Consider the following 15,138-nt stretch of genomic DNA (forward strand, 5'->3'; position numbering starts at 1 on the left):
GAACAATGTGAGTGGAAGCTGACCGTCATGGCGATGACCGCCGTGGCGCGGGAGACTGTTTTTGCCCTGCGCCGCCAGATCGCGAAAATCGAGGGAACGCTGCCCGAGCGCTTGGCTGCGCCGGCCGCCGCGCCCTTTGATGCCGACGTCAACACCGATCTCACAATCGTCCGGCGTGGCATTGCCGCGGCGTTGCCGGATGCGTTCCTGCCTATTGGCGTCGAGCGCCTCGACGCCGCCCTGAGCGGCGGCCTGCCGAAGGCCGCCCTGAGCGAAATCCATGGCACGCAAACCCGCGATGCCGGGGCCGTCGCCGGCTTCGCTTTGTCGCTCACAAGCCTGATCCTCAAGCAAACGCCGGGGCTGCCGGTGCTGTGGATCGGCACATCGGAGATCTTTCGCGAGGCCGGCTTTCCCTATGCCAGGGGGCTTCACGCCTCGTTCGGCATCGAGCCGGAGCAATTGCTGTTTTCCGAGGCACCGAGACTTGTCGATGCGCTGTGGGTCGCCGAGGAGGCGGCCCGGATGACGGCGCTCGCCGCGGTCATCCTCGAAATTCGCGGCAATCCGCAGCGGCTTGACCTGACCGCGACACGCCGGCTGCATGCAAGGGCGCAAGCGGCCGGCCGCCCGGTGTTCCTGCTGCGGCAGGCGGCCGAGCCCGAACCGACGGCGGCACCCGTCCGCCTCATCGTCACGTCGGCACCGGCGGTGCCGCGCGACACCATCGCCGGGCCGCTGGCCGGCTCGATCGGCCGCCCGGCCTTCACCCTCACCATCGGCAAGAGCCGCACGGCCCTGCCTGGACAATTCACACTGGAGTGGAACCCCGATGAATGCGCATTCGACGAAAGAGCGGGCGACGAAAGAGCGGGCGACGAAGGAGCAGGTGGGGGAAGAAACCGGCCAAAGAATCCTGTCCCTGTGGTTTCCCTATCTGGCGGCGGAAAGGGTCCTGCGCCAGCGTCTGGGGCGGTCCTGGCGTTCCCGGCCGTCGGATCACCCATCTCACCCGCCGCTCGTGATCAGCCATCGCGACCGCAACGCACAGCGCATCTCGGCCCTCGACGAGCGGGCTGAGGCGCTGCACCTGAAGCGCGACATGGGCATCGCCGATGCGCGCGCCATGCATCCGTCGATCGACATCGTCGAGGCCGATCCGGAAGCCGACCGCCGCCTGCTCGAAGGCCTTGCCGACTGGTGCGACCGCTACACCCCGCTGGTGGCGCTGGATGGCGCGGACGGCCTGTTTCTCGACGTCACCGGCTGCACCCATCTGTTCGGCGGCGAACGTGCCATGCTGGACGACATCCTGTCGCGCTTCTTCCATCAGGGTTTCGATGTCCGTGCCGGGCTTGCCGCGACGCCGGGCGCGGCCTGGGCGGCGGCACGGTTTTGCGGCGACCGCATCGTTGTGTCAGGCGAGGAGGAAGCGCTGCTGGCACCCCTGCCGCTGGCCGCATTGCGCATCGAACCGGCGACCCGCACCAGCCTGGAAAGCGTCGGCCTGCGCACGGCGGGCGCCGTCATGGCGGCACCGCGCGCGCCGCTCGCCCGCCGCTTTGGCGCCTTGCTGCTCCTGCGCCTCGATCAGGCGCTTGGCCGTCTCGACGAAGCGGTGTCGCCGCGCCTTCCCGTCGCGCCGCTTTCGGTCGAACGCCACCTCGCCGAACCCATCACCCTGACCGAGGACATCGAACGGCTGGTGGGCATGCTGGCGGCGACCTTGAAAACCGATCTCGAGCGCCGCGGCGAGGGTGCCAGGACACTGGCGCTGCTGCTCTTTCGCGTCGACGGCGCCGTCAGCCGCATCGCCCTCGGCACCTCGCGGCCGATGCGCGAACCCATGCTGATCCAGAAACTGTTCCATGAAAGGTTGGCCGCGCTCGAACAGGATATCGATGCCGGCTATGGTTTCGATCTGGTGCGGCTCTCGGTGTTGGCGGCAGCCACCTTCGGCATGCAGCAGGCCGATCTGACTGGCGAAACGACCGACGACGGTGCCGATATCGCGCTGTTCGCCGACCGCATCCGCGCCCGGCTCGGCGAGGGGGCGGTTCTCCGGCCGGTCGCGGTCGAAAGCCATCTGCCGGAGCGTGCCGTCGCCACGATCCCCTTCACCGAAGCGCCGCGCCGGACCACGCCGCCGAAGAAGCCGGACAGGCTGCAGGCACCAAAAACCATTTTTCCGCCGGAACGGCCGATCCGGCTGTTCCGCTCGCCCGAACCCATCGATGTGCCGGCCACTGAAATGCCGGAAGGACCACCGCTGAACTTCCGCTGGCGGCGCGCGCTCTACCGGGTCACGCGCGCCGAAGGGCCGGAACGCATCGCCGCCGAATGGTGGCGCGAGGCAGCGAGCGATCCGATCACGTCAACCCGCGACTATTTCCGTATTGAGGACGCCGATGGTCGCCGCTATTGGCTTTACCGGCAAGGTCTTTACGGCAACACGCAGGTGCCGCCGCGCTGGTTCATGCATGGTGTCTTCGCATGAACGCGCTGACCGTCATTCCCTTTGCCGAGTTCGGCATCCAGTCGAATTTCTCCTTCCTGCGCGGCGCCTCCAAGCCGGAGGAGCTGGTGGTCGCGGCCAAGCTCCTGGGCTTCTCGGCGATCGGGCTTGCCGACCGCAACACGGTGGCCGGCGTGGTGCGCGCCTGGCAGCAGGCCAAGGTCGAAAAACTCTCCTATCATCCCGGCTGCCGGCTGGTTTTTGGCGACGGCACGCCGGACATCCTCGCCTATCCCCAGGACCGCAAGGGCTGGGGGCATCTGTGCCGCATGCTCACCCAAGCCAATCTGCGCGACGAGAACGAAAAAGGCGCCACCCTTCTCCAGCGCGGCGACCTCCTCGAATGGGGTGACCTGATGTCACTCGCAGTCCTGCCCGGTCTGTCGGCGGGCGCGGAAGATAGTCTTCCCCTGCTTCGAGGCCTCAAAGGCCGCTTCGGCAGGAACCTGCGGCTTGGCGTTTCGCCCGACTACGCCGGCAATGACCGTTTCCGCATCGAGCAGGCCGCGGCTCTTGCCGAGAGCGTCGGTATTCCGCTGATGGCGACCAACGACGTTCTCTACCACACGGCCGAACGGCGCCCGCTGCAGGACGTGCTGACCGCGATCCGCCTCAACACGCCCGTCGCCGAGGTCGGGCTGCAACTCACCGCCAATGCCGAGCGTCATCTGAAGCCGCCAATGGAGATGGCGCGCCTGTTCCGCAGGCATCCGCAAGCATTGGCCGAGACCTTGCGGTTTGCGGAAGAATTGACCTTTTCGTTGAGCGACCTTCAGTACAATTATCCGAACGAGCCGACGGAATCGGGTCTTGGCCCACAGGCTGAACTGGAGCGGCTGGCTCGGGAGGGAGCGGCCAACCGCTATCCGGCGGGTGTGCCGGATTCGGTGATCAAGCGCATCCAGGAAGAGCTCACTCTCATCGAGCGCCTCAACTACGCCCGCTATTTCCTGACCGTCTACGACATCATCAAATTCGCCCGTGGCCAGGGCATTCTCTGCCAAGGACGTGGTTCGGCCGCCAATTCGATCATCTGCTTCTGCATCGGCATCACCGAAGTCGGACCCGACAAGATCGATACGCTCTTCGAGCGCTTCATTTCCGAGGAGAGGAACGAGCCGCCGGATATCGACGTCGACTTCGAGCATGAGCGACGCGAAGAGGTGATGCAATACATCTATACGAAATACAGCGGCAAGCGCACAGCACTTGCCGCCGCCGTCATCAGCTATCGCGGCCGGTCGGCGCTGCGCGAAGTGTCGAAGGCAATGGGCCTGTCCGAGGATATCAGGACGTCCCTTTCCGGCTCGATCTGGGGCTGGTCGACCTCGGAGCTCGGCGAGAAGGAAGCCCGCGCCGGCGGCCTCGACCGCACCGATCCGGTGTCTCGGCATGTGATGGAACGCGCCAACGAGATCATGGGGTTTCCCCGCCATTTGTCGCAGCATGTCGGCGGCTTCGTCATCACAAGGGACCGGCTCGATGAGATCGTGCCCATCGTCAAGACGGCGATGGACCAGCGCAAGATGGTGGAGTGGGACAAGGATGATCTCGACGCAGTGAAAATCCTGAAAGTGGACGTGCTGGCGCTCGGCATGCTGACCTGCCTGCAACGCGCCTTCACCTTGCTCACTGAGCATTATCCAAAGGCGAGGGACCCGTATGGGCAGCCCTATGTGCTGGCCACCCTGCCGCCGGAGGACAAGCAGGTCTACAAGATGATCTGCCGCGCCGACACGCTCGGCGTCTTCCAGATCGAATCGCGCGCCCAGATGTCGATGCTGCCGCGCCTTGAGCCGAAAACCTTTTATGACCTTGTCATCGAGGTGGCGATCGTGCGGCCGGGCCCGATCCAGGGCGACATGGTCCACCCCTATCTGCGCCGCCGGCAAGGCAAGGAGCAGGCCGAGTATCAAAAGCCGGAGCTGGAGGCGATCCTCAGCAAGACGCTTGGTGTGCCGCTGTTCCAGGAACAGGCGATGAAGATCGCCATCGTTGCCGGCGGCTTCAAGCCGGGCGAGGCCGATGAACTGCGCCGTGCCATGGCCACCTTCAAGCGCACCGGCACCATCGGCAATTATCGTCGCCGCATGATCGAAGGCATGGTCGACAAAGGCTACACGAAGGACTTCGCCGAGCGCTGCTTCAAGCAGATCGAGGGCTTTGGCGAATATGGCTTTCCCGAAAGCCATGCCGCTTCCTTCGCCCTGCTCGTCTATGCCTCCTGCTGGTTCAAGACCTTCTATCCCGACGTGTTCTGCGCCGCGATCCTGAATTCACAGCCGATGGGGTTTTACCAGCCGGCCCAGTTGGTGCGCGACGCAAGCGACCATGGCGTCGACATTCGCGACGTCGACGTCAATTTTTCGGTGTGGGATTGTACGCTGGAAAAGGCGCCGTTCGATCCGGCCCGTATCCTCCCGCGCCATGCCGAAATGCGCGGCGTCATCGAGACGAAGCATGCCGTCCGGCTCGGCTTCCGCCAGATCAAGGGCCTGTCGAAGGAGCGCATGGCGGCCTTCGTCGAACGGCGCGGCTCAGGCTACGGATCCGTCCGGGATGTCTGGCTGCGCTCCGGCCTTGATGTCGGCGAGATCGAAAAACTGGCGCAGGCCGATGCCTTCCGCTCGCTCGGCCTTGATCGTCGCGAAGCGTTGTGGGCGGTGCGCGCGCTCGACGGCAAGAGCGCCGCCGAAAGGCTGCCGCTGTTCGACCAGCCGGCGCTTCGCCTGCGCGAGCTGGAGCCCGAGACGAAGCTGCCGAAAATGCCGCTCGGCGAGCATGTCATCCATGATTACCGCGCGCTCGGCCTGTCGCTGAAGGCGCATCCGGTCGCCTTCCTGCGCGAGCGGCTCGACCGCGCCGGCGTCATTCCCAATGCGAACCTGCCTTCCGTGCGTGACGGCAGGCGCGTCTCCGTCGCCGGCCTCGTGCTGGTGCGGCAGCGCCCCGGCAAGGGCAATGCGATCTTCCTGACACTGGAGGACGACAAGGCGGTGGCCAACGTCATCTTCTGGCAAAGAACCTTCGACCGTTACCGACCCATCGTCATGGGCGCCCGGTTCGTCAAGGTCACCGGAAAATTGCAGTCGGAATCGGGCGTGGTCCACATCGTCGCCGAGAGGATCGAGGATCTGACGCCCTGGCTGACCGTGCTTCTGGAGAAGGTCAGCGAAGCCGCACCAGCGGCTCCTCCGGGAGACCTCGCCAAGGAGCGTTCGGATCACTCCAGCCCCGCCAAACAAAGCGCACCGATCCGGCAGGATCTCGCAACGCTGTCCGAAGAAGCGGAAAGGGTCATGCCCAAGGGGCGGAATTTTCAGTAGTGTCAAAAACTTCGATGGCAGCGGGACAGCACCCCCCTCTGTCCTGCCGGACATCTCCCCCGCAAGGAGGGAGATTGGCAGCTTTGGCGCTTTCGCACATTCCAGCAACCGTGGAGATTAGCGAAAGCCGAGACTACATCCAATCTCCCCCCTTGCGGGGGAGATGGCCGGTAGGCCAGAGGGGGGTGCTGTCCCGCCCACCTCACCAGCCTGTGGTGCAAGAACTCAGCCCGGCCCACCCAAGCGTGGCGGCGGCGGGGCGAGCACGTCCTCCACCGAAAGCGTCCGCGCCTCGGAGGGCAGCATGATCGGGATGCCGTCACGCACCGGATAGGCAATCTTGGCGACCCTGGAAATCAGTTCGCCGCGCTCTGGATCCCAGGCCAGCGGCCCCTTGGTCAGCGGGCAGGCCAGCAGCTCCAGCAGCTTGGGATCGACCTTCCTCTCGTCACGTCCGTCCGCCGCCATAAGATTCTCTTCCCAGCCAGTTGCGGGCCTAAGATGTGCCGAGATTCAGGTCAGGCCGAGTCGAAAATGGCTGATACCGAGAACCGGAGCGGAGCGTACTTTTCGTACGTGAGCTCAGTTCTACCGCAACGCGGTAGAACGGGGAAGCGCAGGAAGCCGCCACTTGCAGGCCGGTCTCACCTGAATATCGACACATCTTACTGCAAACTCGAGCCAAAGTCCTCATTCTCGCGCGCCAGCGCCATTTCGGTGATGGCGATCAGCGTCTCCGCCCGGGTCTTCAGGTCGGCTGCTTCGAGCAGCGCCTGTTTCTCGGCCGGCCCGTAGGGCGCCATCATCGACAGCGCATTGACCAGCATGGCATTTTCGGCGCGGCTGACGCTTTCCCAGTCGGCCTCCAAATCGTTGGCCTGCAGATAGGCGCGAAACGCCTTGAGCAGCGATGGCCGGTCGATCTCGTTGTCCGCCTGATCCTCGTCGAGATCGGCAAGGAAAGGCGCGGGCTTGCACTGGCGAAACGGCGTCTTGACGGTCAATTCGTGGGCGATGCGGAACCGGCACACGCCCTGCAGCGAAATCAGGTAGCGGCCGTCGCCACTCTCGGAAAAGGCGATGATGCGCCCGGCGCAACCGACATTGCAGAGTTCCGGCTCGCCATCGCCGCGCAAGGCGCCGTCGAGACTGGGCTGGATGACGCCGATGAGCCGCGAGCCGGCAATCGCCTCGTCCACCATCTGCAGATAGCGCGGCTCGAAGATGTTGAGCGGCATGCGCCCTCCCGGCAGCAAAAGCGCACCCTCGAGCGGAAAGATCGGGATCGTCGACGGCAAATCCTTGGCGAGCCGGTAATGCGCGTTTCCCGCTTGCACCATATTCCTCCGATCGCTTCACCAGAAGCGCGTCATGGCAGTTCTAATCTGGCGCAGTCATGGCCGACGCCAAGCCCGTGCGGCAAAACAACCGGCAAACGGCTCAGGAAAACAGCAATGCCGACAATTTGCGGCGCGCGGCAAGCGTTGCCTCGTCGGTCATGCCCCATGCCTCGAACAGCTGCAGCAATTGCGTCCTGGCGCCATCCTCGTTCCAGCTTCGGTCGGCCTTGATGATGGCCAGCAGATTGTCTGCGGTCGCAGTGCGGTCGCCGTTGGCGTTCTGGATCATGGCCAGATCGAAGCGCGCCTGATGATCCCCAGGATTTTCCGCCAGCCGGCGCTCGAACTCGGCTGGATTGCCGAGAGCCGCCGCTTGCGCCGCAACCGCCATCCTGGCGCGCAGGGCTGCCAGCGGCGGCGCATCCTTCTTGGCCTCCGGGGCTGTTGCCAAAAGCGCCTCGGCGCCTTCCGTGTCGCCGGCGTCGAACAACAGTTCGCCCAGTCCGGCGATCGCCTCGATCGTCTCCGGCGCCTGCGCCAGGATGGCGTCATAAATGTCGGCCGCGGTCTGCATGTCGCCGGCCTCGCGCGCTTCGGTCGCCGCGGCCAGGGCTTCCGCCACCGGCGGCGCGCCATTGCCCTTGCCGCCGACCTTGGTGATGAATTCGTTGATCTGGCTCTCCGGGATGGCGCCCATGAAGCCATCGACCGGCTGGCCGTCCTTGAAGGCGATGACCGCCGGGATAGACTGGATGCCGAGCTGGCCGGCGATCGAGGGATGGTCGTCGATGTTCATCTTGACCAGCTTGACCCTGCCGCCGGCGGCCTTGACCGCCTTCTCCAACTGCGGCGTCAGCTGCTTGCAAGGCCCGCACCAGGGCGCCCAGAAATCGACCAGCACCGGCTGGCGGCGCGATTCCTGGATGACATCGGCGGCAAAGGCAGCCGTCGTCGTGTCCTTGATCACATCGGCGGGAGCGGCGGGCGCATCGCCAAGCGCGACTTTCGCCGGCGCCGGCGCCGCTCCACCATACTGCACCGAGGTGGTGTACTGGCCGCCATTACCGCCAAAGGAGCCGCCGAACGGATTGTTGTCGCTCATCTCTTTACCCTTCCGTGGCGCCGCCGGCCGGCGGCCAGGCGCCCTATGCTTCAGACCATCTGACTCAAGCCATCCATGTGGCGATCACACGGAGACTTTCAAGATAGCAGCATCGTGCCCGGTTGCCTCGACGAATCTGATCAGGTCCCGCGCCGCGATCGATGTCGTCGCCTCATTGGTCAGCGGATGCCCATTGATCACCGCATGCTCCATCAAATCCTTGTCGAGCACGAGCTTGACCCTGTTTGCCGTGTCGTTGATGACGCCAAAGACCGTCACGGCGCCCGGTGTGACGCCGAGCAGCTCCATCAGCATCTCCGGCTTGCCGAAGGAGACCCGGCTGGCGGCGCCGATCACCTGGTGGATCTGCTTCAGGTCGACGACCGCGTCCTCGCCGACGGTGACCAGGAAGAAATTATCCTTCTTGTCCTTCAGGAACAGGTTCTTCGTGTGCGAGCCGGCGATTTCGCCGCGCAACGCCTGCGAATCCGCGACCGTGTAGAGCGGCGGATGGCGCTTCGTCGAGGCGGCAATCCCGAGTTCAGCGAGAAAGGCCATCAAATCGGCTTCGGTCTTCGGCATCGGTTTCGTTCCGTTTCTCAAGCCAGCCGTTTACGGCCAATGGGGCAGCCGACACAAGACCGTCATGCGACATCATGGGGAGCGGCACCGCCCTTCGCGCTGGCGCCCCGCCGCCCGCCGGCGGCTTGCCGGCCCGGCGCGGCGTGTCACAAAAAGCCTGCGATTTCCCTGTTGCAATCGCCGCGCTCTTCAGCCATATAGGCCCGGCTTGCGGCCAAGACGCCGTGCGAGCGGGTGTAGCTCAGGGGTAGAGCACAACCTTGCCAAGGTTGGGGTCGAGCGTTCGAATCGCTTCACCCGCTCCAGTTTCCTCCAGGGGACTAAGCATCGAAAAGCCGCGGAACTCCGCGGCTTTTTCGTTTTTGGGCTTGCCTGGCTAAGAGTTTCGGCGGAATTCCCCAGGAGTCACATAAAATTACAGCGAGGAACGGTTCCCGCCTCGCCTCGTTAGCGCTCCATCAACGCAACGATGGAGAAAGCCATGCAGGACATTTCCGGCAAGCACGTCGCTATCCTGGCGACGAACGGGTTCGAGCAATCCGAACTTGAGGTGCCGCTGAAGAAGCTGCGCGAGGCGGGCGCCAAGGTCGATGTCGTGTCGCTCGCAAGCGGCAAGATCAGAGGCTGGGATCTCAAGGACTGGGGCCGAGAAGTTCCCGTCGACAAGACTTTGGATGAGGCGCGAGCGGACGCCTATGACGCGATCGTCCTGCCCGGCGGGGTCATCAATCCCGATCTGCTGCGTGTCGAGCGAAAGGCCCTGGGCTTCATCGAATCGTTCTGGTCGGCCAAGAAGGTCGTCGGCGCGATCTTTCATGCGCCCTGGCTTCTCATCGAGACCGGCATCGTAAGGGGTCGCCGGGTCACATCTTACAAATCGATCAAGACCGATGTGATCAACGCCGGCGGTCTGTGGGAGGACAGCAAGGTCGTTACCGACCAGGGACTTGTCACCAGCCGCAACCCCGGCGATCTCGAGGCGTTCTGCGACAAGCTCGCCGAGGAGATCAGCGAAGGGCGGCACGACAGAAGGGTTGCTGCCTAGCCGGCTGTCCGCCCGGACGCATCGAGTGGAAGGTTACGCCGAGAAAACCGCACCGTTTTCCTCAGGCGCTCTTCGCCCATCCGCCTTCCGCAGCGACGCCTGATGCACCAGCGAGGTCCAGCTGTTGGTCGAGGCGAGGTGGCAATAGAGCAGGCCGAGCGCGCCTGATTTGCGCAGGTCGAGAAACGCCTCGTCGCTCAATCTGTTGAAGGCCGGCTCGTCGATCACCTGGAAATCGGTGAGGTTGAGCACCTCGCCGCCTTCCAGCGTCACCTTGCTCTGGCGCGGTGAAAACAGGCTGTGTGCATCGATCTTTTCGACCATCTCGCGGGTGGCTCTGAAGTCGATCTGGAACTGGTTGCAGAAGGCGAGCGCCTGTTTGGTCGCTTCGGTCGGCTCGTTGCCGGTGAAGAACGGCAGGATCTTGTCATCGCGGGACGGCGCCGGCAACTGGTCGACGACCCGGTCGCTGGCCCGTTCGACGCACAGCGTCAGCCGGCCGGCCGATGTCGGGTCTTCGGCCAGGATGAAGGGATAGCGGCGGACATAGGCGGGGATGTAGTGCGGCGCGGTCCATTTGCCGTCGGCATCGACGAACAGGTTCTCGTTCTGGCGCACACCGGTGATGATCACCGGCGACTTGGCCGGGCCGATAAAGACGATCGGGTAGGAGCGCATCGCCGCCGGCATTTCCGACGCGACCACCGGAATGGCGTGCGCAGAGCGGGCGAAGCCGAAGTCGCTGCGCGCGGTCAGGCCAAGCGAGCCGTGCCGCGCCGGATTGAGCGCCTCGGGCCTCGAATAGAACAGCGGCAACGCATCGCCCGTCCCGTTCGTCTTTGCATCCGCCATCATCCGTCTCCCGCACGCCCATCAGGCTGCCAATGGTCCCGAAGCCGGGATCTATGCTTGTTTGCGCTGATCTTGGATCGAAAGGAATCCCGCGCAGGAACAAAGTACTACAGCGTCTCTTGCGCGCATAAAAGGACAGGCGGTGCTGTATTTTGGGGTTTTGCGGCGGCCGATTGTCTTGGGGAGCGCGACCGCCGGCCTGCCCGCCTCTGGACAGCTTGCGGCGAAGCGGCGACAGTGCCTCCGCTGGAGCAAATTCCAGGAAAAGTGTGGAGCGGTTTTCCCTTGGCAATTGCGAAGAAACAAAAGCCGGATCAGCGATCCGAACGCTGAACCGCTCCAGCGGACAGATTGAGGGAAACGGAATGGCGTCGGTGTCGGATTTCGAGCAGGGACAAACCTTCACCGTCGAAGCCGGGGGCCGGCAGATCCCGCTCGAACTGAGCGCGGTCAAGCCCATCGCCGCCAGCCCGCGCCCGGGTGGCGGTTTCTCGCTGCTGTTCAAAGGCCCGCGCGAAATCGCATTGCCGCAGGCGACCTATCTTTTCACGGGGGAAAGCGGCAGCCACGAGATCTTCATCGTGCCGGTCGCCGCCGATGCGACCGGGCGGCTTTACGAAGCGGTGTTCAATTAGAGGCTTGACGCAGGGAGGGTCTGATCGCTTCGAAATTAGCTGAAGCCTCTCCTCTTCGTTCGTCATCCTAGGGTCTGCGCCGCGTCGCTCCGCTCCTTGCTCCGCCCTAGGATGACGAAGCTGGTGAGAGCCGCCGCTTGCGATGCTCGCCGTCACATACCAGCCCCGCCGCCCCCGGCGCACAGTCCATCAGGTCATAAACGCCCTTGTCCTCGACGACCGCGAAGCCCAGCGCGGCATAAAGCCGTCTCGCCGGATTGTGCTTCTCGACATGGATCGATGCTGATTTGCCGGCTAACCATGCCTCGTCGATGAGGTCACAGAGCAGTGCGGTGCCGTAGCCCTTGCGGCGATGATGCGGCAGGAAGGCAATGTCGATGATGCGGTGCTGGCTTGGCCAGCGCTCGACATAGAGGCGGCCGATGTCTTCGCTATCGCGTTCCACCACCAGCCAGTCGGCCTCGGGATAGTGTTTTCGGTAATGCGCATGCTGGGCCTGGAACTGCATGCCGAGGAATTCGGCCTTCTGCGCCTCGCTCCACGACGTCACTGCGAGTTCTTCGAAGCGGGTCGAGGCATAGAGCCGCGACAGGAACGGCAAATCCGCTTCCGTCGCAGCGCGGAAGCCGAGCCCGGCCGTGTCAGACCGGGGCCAGACCGGACGGGCCTGCTTCGCTTGCGCCACGCTGGCGTAAATCAACCGTCAGACCGGCGGCGTCAGGTCGCGCACGACGACGATCTGCTTGAGATTGTTGTCGGTCAGCGACGTCCAGTTATACTCCCATTCGGAACTGTCGATGCCCATCTGGTTGATCGTCCACAGGCCGTTGGTGCCGTCCGGCATGAGCGCCAGGCTGAACAAAGCGAGCCGGCCGTCGGCATTGTAGTTGAGCGTCAGGCGCGTCGAGCGAAGGGATGCGCCGAAATCGCGCCATCCCGACCAGTTCTGGGTATAGGCATCCCATTGCGCGTTGAATTGGAGGAAGTGCTGCTGGTCGGCGGCGACCAGCACGATATCGCCGTCGCCCTGGATGCCGGCGGCAAGCGCAAGGTTGGGCGCCCTGGAGTAGCCGGGTGTCGCCCACTGCGTCCACGTATCCGATCCGGCGGGCATCTGGCGCGTGTGCAGCACCTGGCCGTTCTGGGTCAGGGCGAACAGATTGGTGGCGCCCAGCGGGCCGACGACCGGCGCCATCTCGATGAAGCCACCTGTCTGGGTCGTGTCGATCTGCACCCAACCCGTCCAGTCGGCGGCCTTCAGGGCCTGCGCCTTCGCCTGCTGGCAGCGATAGAGATGCAGGTTCGAATTGATGCCGAACAGGGCGATGCGGCCGTCGCCCTGGCGTATCGCCGAAACCGTCACCAGCCCGCCGGGGATCTGGATCCAGTCGCTCCACGGTTTGGCCGGCGGCGTCAGCACGTCGACGGTGACGACGATCGGTGTCGTCGTGCCCGGCGGCGTGATGGTTTTCTGCACCTGCACGATCTGGTCCGGATTCTGGTAGATCCACCAGATGCGGCCCTGATTGTCAGTGACGAAGACCTCGATGCGGCCGTCGGCATCGCGCGCCATCGAAAGCTTCTGATAGGAGGTGGCGCCGGGCGGCGTGCCGATGCCCATCGGCGCGGTCCATTTCTCGACCGGGCCGATCTGGTTGGCGTCTTCGGTGATGAAGGACAGATTGGTGGTTCCCGATGGCTGCGCGACCACGGCGACACGGCCGTCCTTGGTGAGGCCCGCCGTCATGATCACCCAGGCGCCGGGCGCGATGAACGACCAGGCCGAAGGCCATGGCCCGTTCGGCGAAAGCTGCGCCTTCTGGATCAACTGCCCCTTGGCGGAATCGATCCCCACCACCATCAGCCGCGACAGTTCGAAAAACGACGTGCCGGCCGGCTTGTGCTGGTAGACGGGCGCGGGACCGGAGCGCACCGGACGCCCGCCATCCCTGGCCTTGGAAGCCGCCCTTGGCGCTGGCGTCTTCGCGGCGGGGGCTTTCGACTCTGATGCTGCTTTCTTGGCCATCGTATTGGTCCCTGCCCTGTTGGCTCGGAATTCAGGTTCTTGGTGGGAAGACGCCTTGCAGTGCGATGCAGAAATAGAGCGTCAGATAGGGCTGCAGATTGTTGTGTGGCAGGTCGCCGCCGGCGGGGGGGAGCGATTGAGGACTCATCTGCGTCAGGTTGGCCGCCGGGGTATAGATTGTTGCGTTGGTGGATTTGGCCAGGCTTCGCGTCGATGACGGCGCATTGAGCTCGCCCAGATCAATGTCATGGTCGCGCATTGCGTGAGTGTGGTTAGGAATTTCCGATTCGAGCAGGGTTACCGTTTCCGTACCGCCAGGCTCGCCAAGATCGTGCAGGGACAAGCCCGGCCCCTGACCCCAGAACATCGGCGCACGGCCTTGCAGATCGGGCAAAGCGAAATTGGACTTGCCGTCGCCGCCATAAGTGGTGCCTAGCAGCGAAAACAGCGCCGTGTTCTGCGACAGCGGCAGCAACTGCCCGTCGCACCACGCCCAGCCCCTGGGCGCGAAATTGAACGGAAAGATCCGGATTTCGGCGACGAACGGGTCAGCCATGATGTCCTCTCAGGTGGGCGACGGAAAGATGCCGAAAAGTGAAATGATAAAGCTGATGCAAAGATACGGCTGGAAATTGTTGTGCGGCTGGCTGCCGCCAACGGCTGTTACAGCCTGCTGGGCCATGTTGGTATCGGTCGTGTCCTGGATGTAGGGCAAGGCGCCACCGCCAATCTGTGCAACGACCTTCCCGCTGGGACTGGTATCTTGACCAATATTCAGGGACGCGACCATTGGATGGCTGTGTGAAGGAATCTGGGAAATTGTCAGATTGACTTCCTCTATGCCTCCCGTCTCCGCAAGGATGAAGCCGCTGCCCTGATGGAGCGGAACACGGCCTCGCAGGTCGGGCAGCGCGAAGGTGCTCTGGCCATCGCCGCCATAGGTCGTGCCAATCAGCTGGAACAGTGTCTCGTTCTCCGAGATCGGCAGAAGCTGTCCCTCGCAGAACATCCAGCCGGCCGGGGCGAAATTGCCGGCAAACATGCGTATCTCACCAATATAAGGCTGTGCCATGATCGCGCCTCCTTAATTCGGCGAAGGGAAAATGCCCTGCAGGGCAATGCAGAAGCTCAGCGTCAGGAACGGCTGCATGTTGAGATGTGCCTGACTGCCGCCGACACTGGTAATTGTGCTCGGGCTCAGCGTCGTCACGTTCGCGAAATCGCTATACAGCCGCCCCGGAACCACCCCCAAAACGTTCCCCGCACCATCCTGGCTGCTACCGGTGTTTGTGCTTGCCTGCGCAAAGTGAACGTGTGTCGGTATTTCGGAAATCGACAGCGTATGGCTTTGCTCGCCACCGCGCTCGCCTAGTGTGTGACCGCTCCCAACGTGGATCGGGATACGCCCCCTATAATCGGGCAGCGCGAAATTGACTTGGCCGTCACCGCCGAAAGTGGTTCCGAGCAGTGAAAATAGCGCCTGGTTCTGGTTGATCGGCAAAAGCTGCCCGTTACAGAGCGCCCAACCCTTGGGCGGGAAGACAAAGGACATAATCCTGATTTCCGATAGAAATGGCTCGGCCATGTCTCGCGCCCTCATTAGATACCAGAAGAATACACGGAACGACATAGAAGTCTACTTGGGTTTCTAACAAACCAAGTACTATTATAAAATAATAGACAGTATTTAAATAACGAGAGGCGCAGGAAGGCAG

At 63.6% G+C, this 15,138-nt stretch carries 16 protein-coding genes and 1 tRNA gene; 7 read left to right on the forward strand and 10 right to left on the reverse strand.

Features of this window, described 5'->3' with window-relative positions; all coding sequences use genetic code 11:
- The first annotated feature begins 27 nt into the window (after positions 1-27).
- Genes NKJ67_RS16490 through NKJ67_RS16500 form a run of 3 tightly spaced genes read left to right on the forward strand, consistent with a single transcriptional unit; the run spans position 28 to position 5,841 of the window.
- On the forward strand, positions 28-1,080 hold the full coding sequence (locus NKJ67_RS16490) for an ImuA family protein (RefSeq protein ID WP_023810892.1): 1,053 nt from the start codon (positions 28-30) through the stop codon (positions 1,078-1,080).
- Positions 1,022-2,497: a DUF6504 family protein gene (locus NKJ67_RS16495; RefSeq protein ID WP_352581955.1), complete on the forward strand. Its 1,476-nt coding sequence runs from the start codon at positions 1,022-1,024 to the stop codon at positions 2,495-2,497. The genes NKJ67_RS16490 and NKJ67_RS16495 overlap by 59 nt, the downstream gene beginning before the upstream one ends.
- The gene (locus tag NKJ67_RS16500) at positions 2,494-5,841 is read left to right on the forward strand and encodes an error-prone DNA polymerase (RefSeq protein WP_352581956.1); all 3,348 of its coding nucleotides are present in this window, start codon (positions 2,494-2,496) and stop codon (positions 5,839-5,841) included. The genes NKJ67_RS16495 and NKJ67_RS16500 overlap by 4 nt, the downstream gene beginning before the upstream one ends.
- 225 nt (positions 5,842-6,066) lie before the next feature.
- On the opposite strand, the gene NKJ67_RS16505 is transcribed toward NKJ67_RS16500, so the two are convergent.
- The 4 genes from NKJ67_RS16505 to NKJ67_RS16520 all read right to left on the reverse strand — a co-directional run bounded on the left by NKJ67_RS16505 (position 6,067) and on the right by NKJ67_RS16520 (position 8,865).
- The gene (locus NKJ67_RS16505) at positions 6,067-6,309 is read right to left on the reverse strand and encodes a Trm112 family protein (protein WP_127261272.1); all 243 of its coding nucleotides are present in this window, start codon (positions 6,307-6,309) and stop codon (positions 6,067-6,069) included.
- 197 nt (positions 6,310-6,506) lie between these two features.
- Complete coding sequence (locus NKJ67_RS16510; protein ID WP_023810888.1) at positions 6,507-7,178, reverse strand: LON peptidase substrate-binding domain-containing protein; 672 nt, start codon at positions 7,176-7,178, stop codon at positions 6,507-6,509.
- Between the two features lie 103 nt (positions 7,179-7,281).
- The gene (gene trxA, locus NKJ67_RS16515) at positions 7,282-8,283 is read right to left on the reverse strand and encodes a thioredoxin (RefSeq protein ID WP_352581957.1); all 1,002 of its coding nucleotides are present in this window, start codon (positions 8,281-8,283) and stop codon (positions 7,282-7,284) included.
- A gap of 84 nt (positions 8,284-8,367) precedes the next feature.
- Entirely contained in the window at positions 8,368-8,865 is a 498-nt protein-coding gene (locus tag NKJ67_RS16520; protein WP_128304309.1) for a prolyl-tRNA synthetase associated domain-containing protein, read from the reverse strand.
- 230 nt (positions 8,866-9,095) lie between these two features.
- On the opposite strand from NKJ67_RS16520, the gene NKJ67_RS16525 reads away from it, so the two are divergent.
- Both NKJ67_RS16525 and NKJ67_RS16530 read left to right on the forward strand, forming a co-directional pair.
- Positions 9,096-9,170, forward strand: a tRNA-Gly gene (locus tag NKJ67_RS16525).
- Positions 9,171-9,346: 176 nt separating this feature from the next.
- Entirely contained in the window at positions 9,347-9,910 is a 564-nt protein-coding gene (locus NKJ67_RS16530) for a type 1 glutamine amidotransferase domain-containing protein (RefSeq protein WP_352581958.1), read from the forward strand.
- A 33-nt stretch (positions 9,911-9,943) separates the two neighbouring features.
- Here the strand turns inward: NKJ67_RS16530 and NKJ67_RS16535 are convergent, their stop codons facing one another.
- On the reverse strand, positions 9,944-10,762 hold the full coding sequence (locus NKJ67_RS16535) for a SapC family protein (RefSeq protein WP_352581959.1): 819 nt from the start codon (positions 10,760-10,762) through the stop codon (positions 9,944-9,946).
- A 57-nt stretch (positions 10,763-10,819) separates the two neighbouring features.
- On the opposite strand from NKJ67_RS16535, the gene NKJ67_RS16540 reads away from it, so the two are divergent.
- Together NKJ67_RS16540 and NKJ67_RS16545 are read left to right on the forward strand one after the other, a co-directional pair.
- Positions 10,820-11,095, forward strand: a complete 276-nt coding sequence (locus NKJ67_RS16540) for a hypothetical protein (protein WP_352555982.1) — start codon at positions 10,820-10,822, stop codon at positions 11,093-11,095.
- A 32-nt stretch (positions 11,096-11,127) separates the two neighbouring features.
- Positions 11,128-11,397: a DUF6916 family protein gene (locus tag NKJ67_RS16545; protein ID WP_352555984.1), complete on the forward strand. Its 270-nt coding sequence runs from the start codon at positions 11,128-11,130 to the stop codon at positions 11,395-11,397.
- 106 nt (positions 11,398-11,503) lie between these two features.
- On the opposite strand, the gene NKJ67_RS16550 is transcribed toward NKJ67_RS16545, so the two are convergent.
- Genes NKJ67_RS16550 through NKJ67_RS16570 form a run of 5 tightly spaced genes read right to left on the reverse strand, consistent with a single transcriptional unit; the run spans position 11,504 to position 15,008 of the window.
- Positions 11,504-12,097 (reverse strand): GNAT family N-acetyltransferase, encoded by a 594-nt coding sequence (locus NKJ67_RS16550; RefSeq protein ID WP_023810882.1) that lies wholly within the window; start codon positions 12,095-12,097, stop codon positions 11,504-11,506.
- Between the two features lie 3 nt (positions 12,098-12,100).
- Positions 12,101-13,423 (reverse strand): DUF8189 domain-containing protein, encoded by a 1,323-nt coding sequence (locus tag NKJ67_RS16555; protein ID WP_023810881.1) that lies wholly within the window; start codon positions 13,421-13,423, stop codon positions 12,101-12,103.
- A 31-nt stretch (positions 13,424-13,454) separates the two neighbouring features.
- The gene (locus tag NKJ67_RS16560; protein WP_023810880.1) at positions 13,455-13,979 is read right to left on the reverse strand and encodes a phage tail protein; all 525 of its coding nucleotides are present in this window, start codon (positions 13,977-13,979) and stop codon (positions 13,455-13,457) included.
- Between the two features lie 9 nt (positions 13,980-13,988).
- Positions 13,989-14,495 carry a phage tail protein gene (locus tag NKJ67_RS16565; RefSeq protein ID WP_352581960.1) on the reverse strand — a complete coding sequence of 169 codons (507 nt, stop codon included), beginning with the start codon at positions 14,493-14,495 and terminating at the stop codon, positions 13,989-13,991.
- A 12-nt stretch (positions 14,496-14,507) separates the two neighbouring features.
- A complete protein-coding gene (locus tag NKJ67_RS16570) occupies positions 14,508-15,008 on the reverse strand; it encodes a phage tail protein (protein ID WP_127267580.1) in 501 nt (166 codons plus the stop codon).
- Between the last annotated feature and the right edge of the window lie 130 nt (positions 15,009-15,138).

The organism is Mesorhizobium sp. M0088, from assembly GCF_040322895.1.
GTDB lineage: Bacteria > Pseudomonadota > Alphaproteobacteria > Rhizobiales > Rhizobiaceae > Mesorhizobium.

Bases quoted from the DNA above. Each gene is read 5' to 3' on its own strand.
- NKJ67_RS16490 (WP_023810892.1), top strand. From the start codon at position 28: ATGGCGATGACCGCCGTGGCGCGGGAGACTGTTTTTGCCCTGCGCCGC.
- NKJ67_RS16500 (WP_352581956.1), top strand. From the start codon at position 2,494: ATGAACGCGCTGACCGTCATTCCCTTTGCCGAGTTCGGCATCCAGTCG.
- NKJ67_RS16505 (WP_127261272.1), bottom strand. From the start codon at position 6,309: ATGGCGGCGGACGGACGTGACGAGAGGAAGGTCGATCCCAAGCTGCTG.
- trxA (WP_352581957.1), bottom strand. From the start codon at position 8,283: ATGAGCGACAACAATCCGTTCGGCGGCTCCTTTGGCGGTAATGGCGGC.
- NKJ67_RS16520 (WP_128304309.1), bottom strand. From the start codon at position 8,865: ATGCCGAAGACCGAAGCCGATTTGATGGCCTTTCTCGCTGAACTCGGG.
- NKJ67_RS16530 (WP_352581958.1), top strand. From the start codon at position 9,347: ATGCAGGACATTTCCGGCAAGCACGTCGCTATCCTGGCGACGAACGGG.
- NKJ67_RS16535 (WP_352581959.1), bottom strand. From the start codon at position 10,762: ATGGCGGATGCAAAGACGAACGGGACGGGCGATGCGTTGCCGCTGTTC.
- NKJ67_RS16545 (WP_352555984.1), top strand. From the start codon at position 11,128: ATGGCGTCGGTGTCGGATTTCGAGCAGGGACAAACCTTCACCGTCGAA.
- NKJ67_RS16555 (WP_023810881.1), bottom strand. From the start codon at position 13,423: ATGGCCAAGAAAGCAGCATCAGAGTCGAAAGCCCCCGCCGCGAAGACG.
- NKJ67_RS16560 (WP_023810880.1), bottom strand. From the start codon at position 13,979: ATGGCTGACCCGTTCGTCGCCGAAATCCGGATCTTTCCGTTCAATTTC.
- NKJ67_RS16565 (WP_352581960.1), bottom strand. From the start codon at position 14,495: ATGGCACAGCCTTATATTGGTGAGATACGCATGTTTGCCGGCAATTTC.
- NKJ67_RS16570 (WP_127267580.1), bottom strand. From the start codon at position 15,008: ATGGCCGAGCCATTTCTATCGGAAATCAGGATTATGTCCTTTGTCTTC.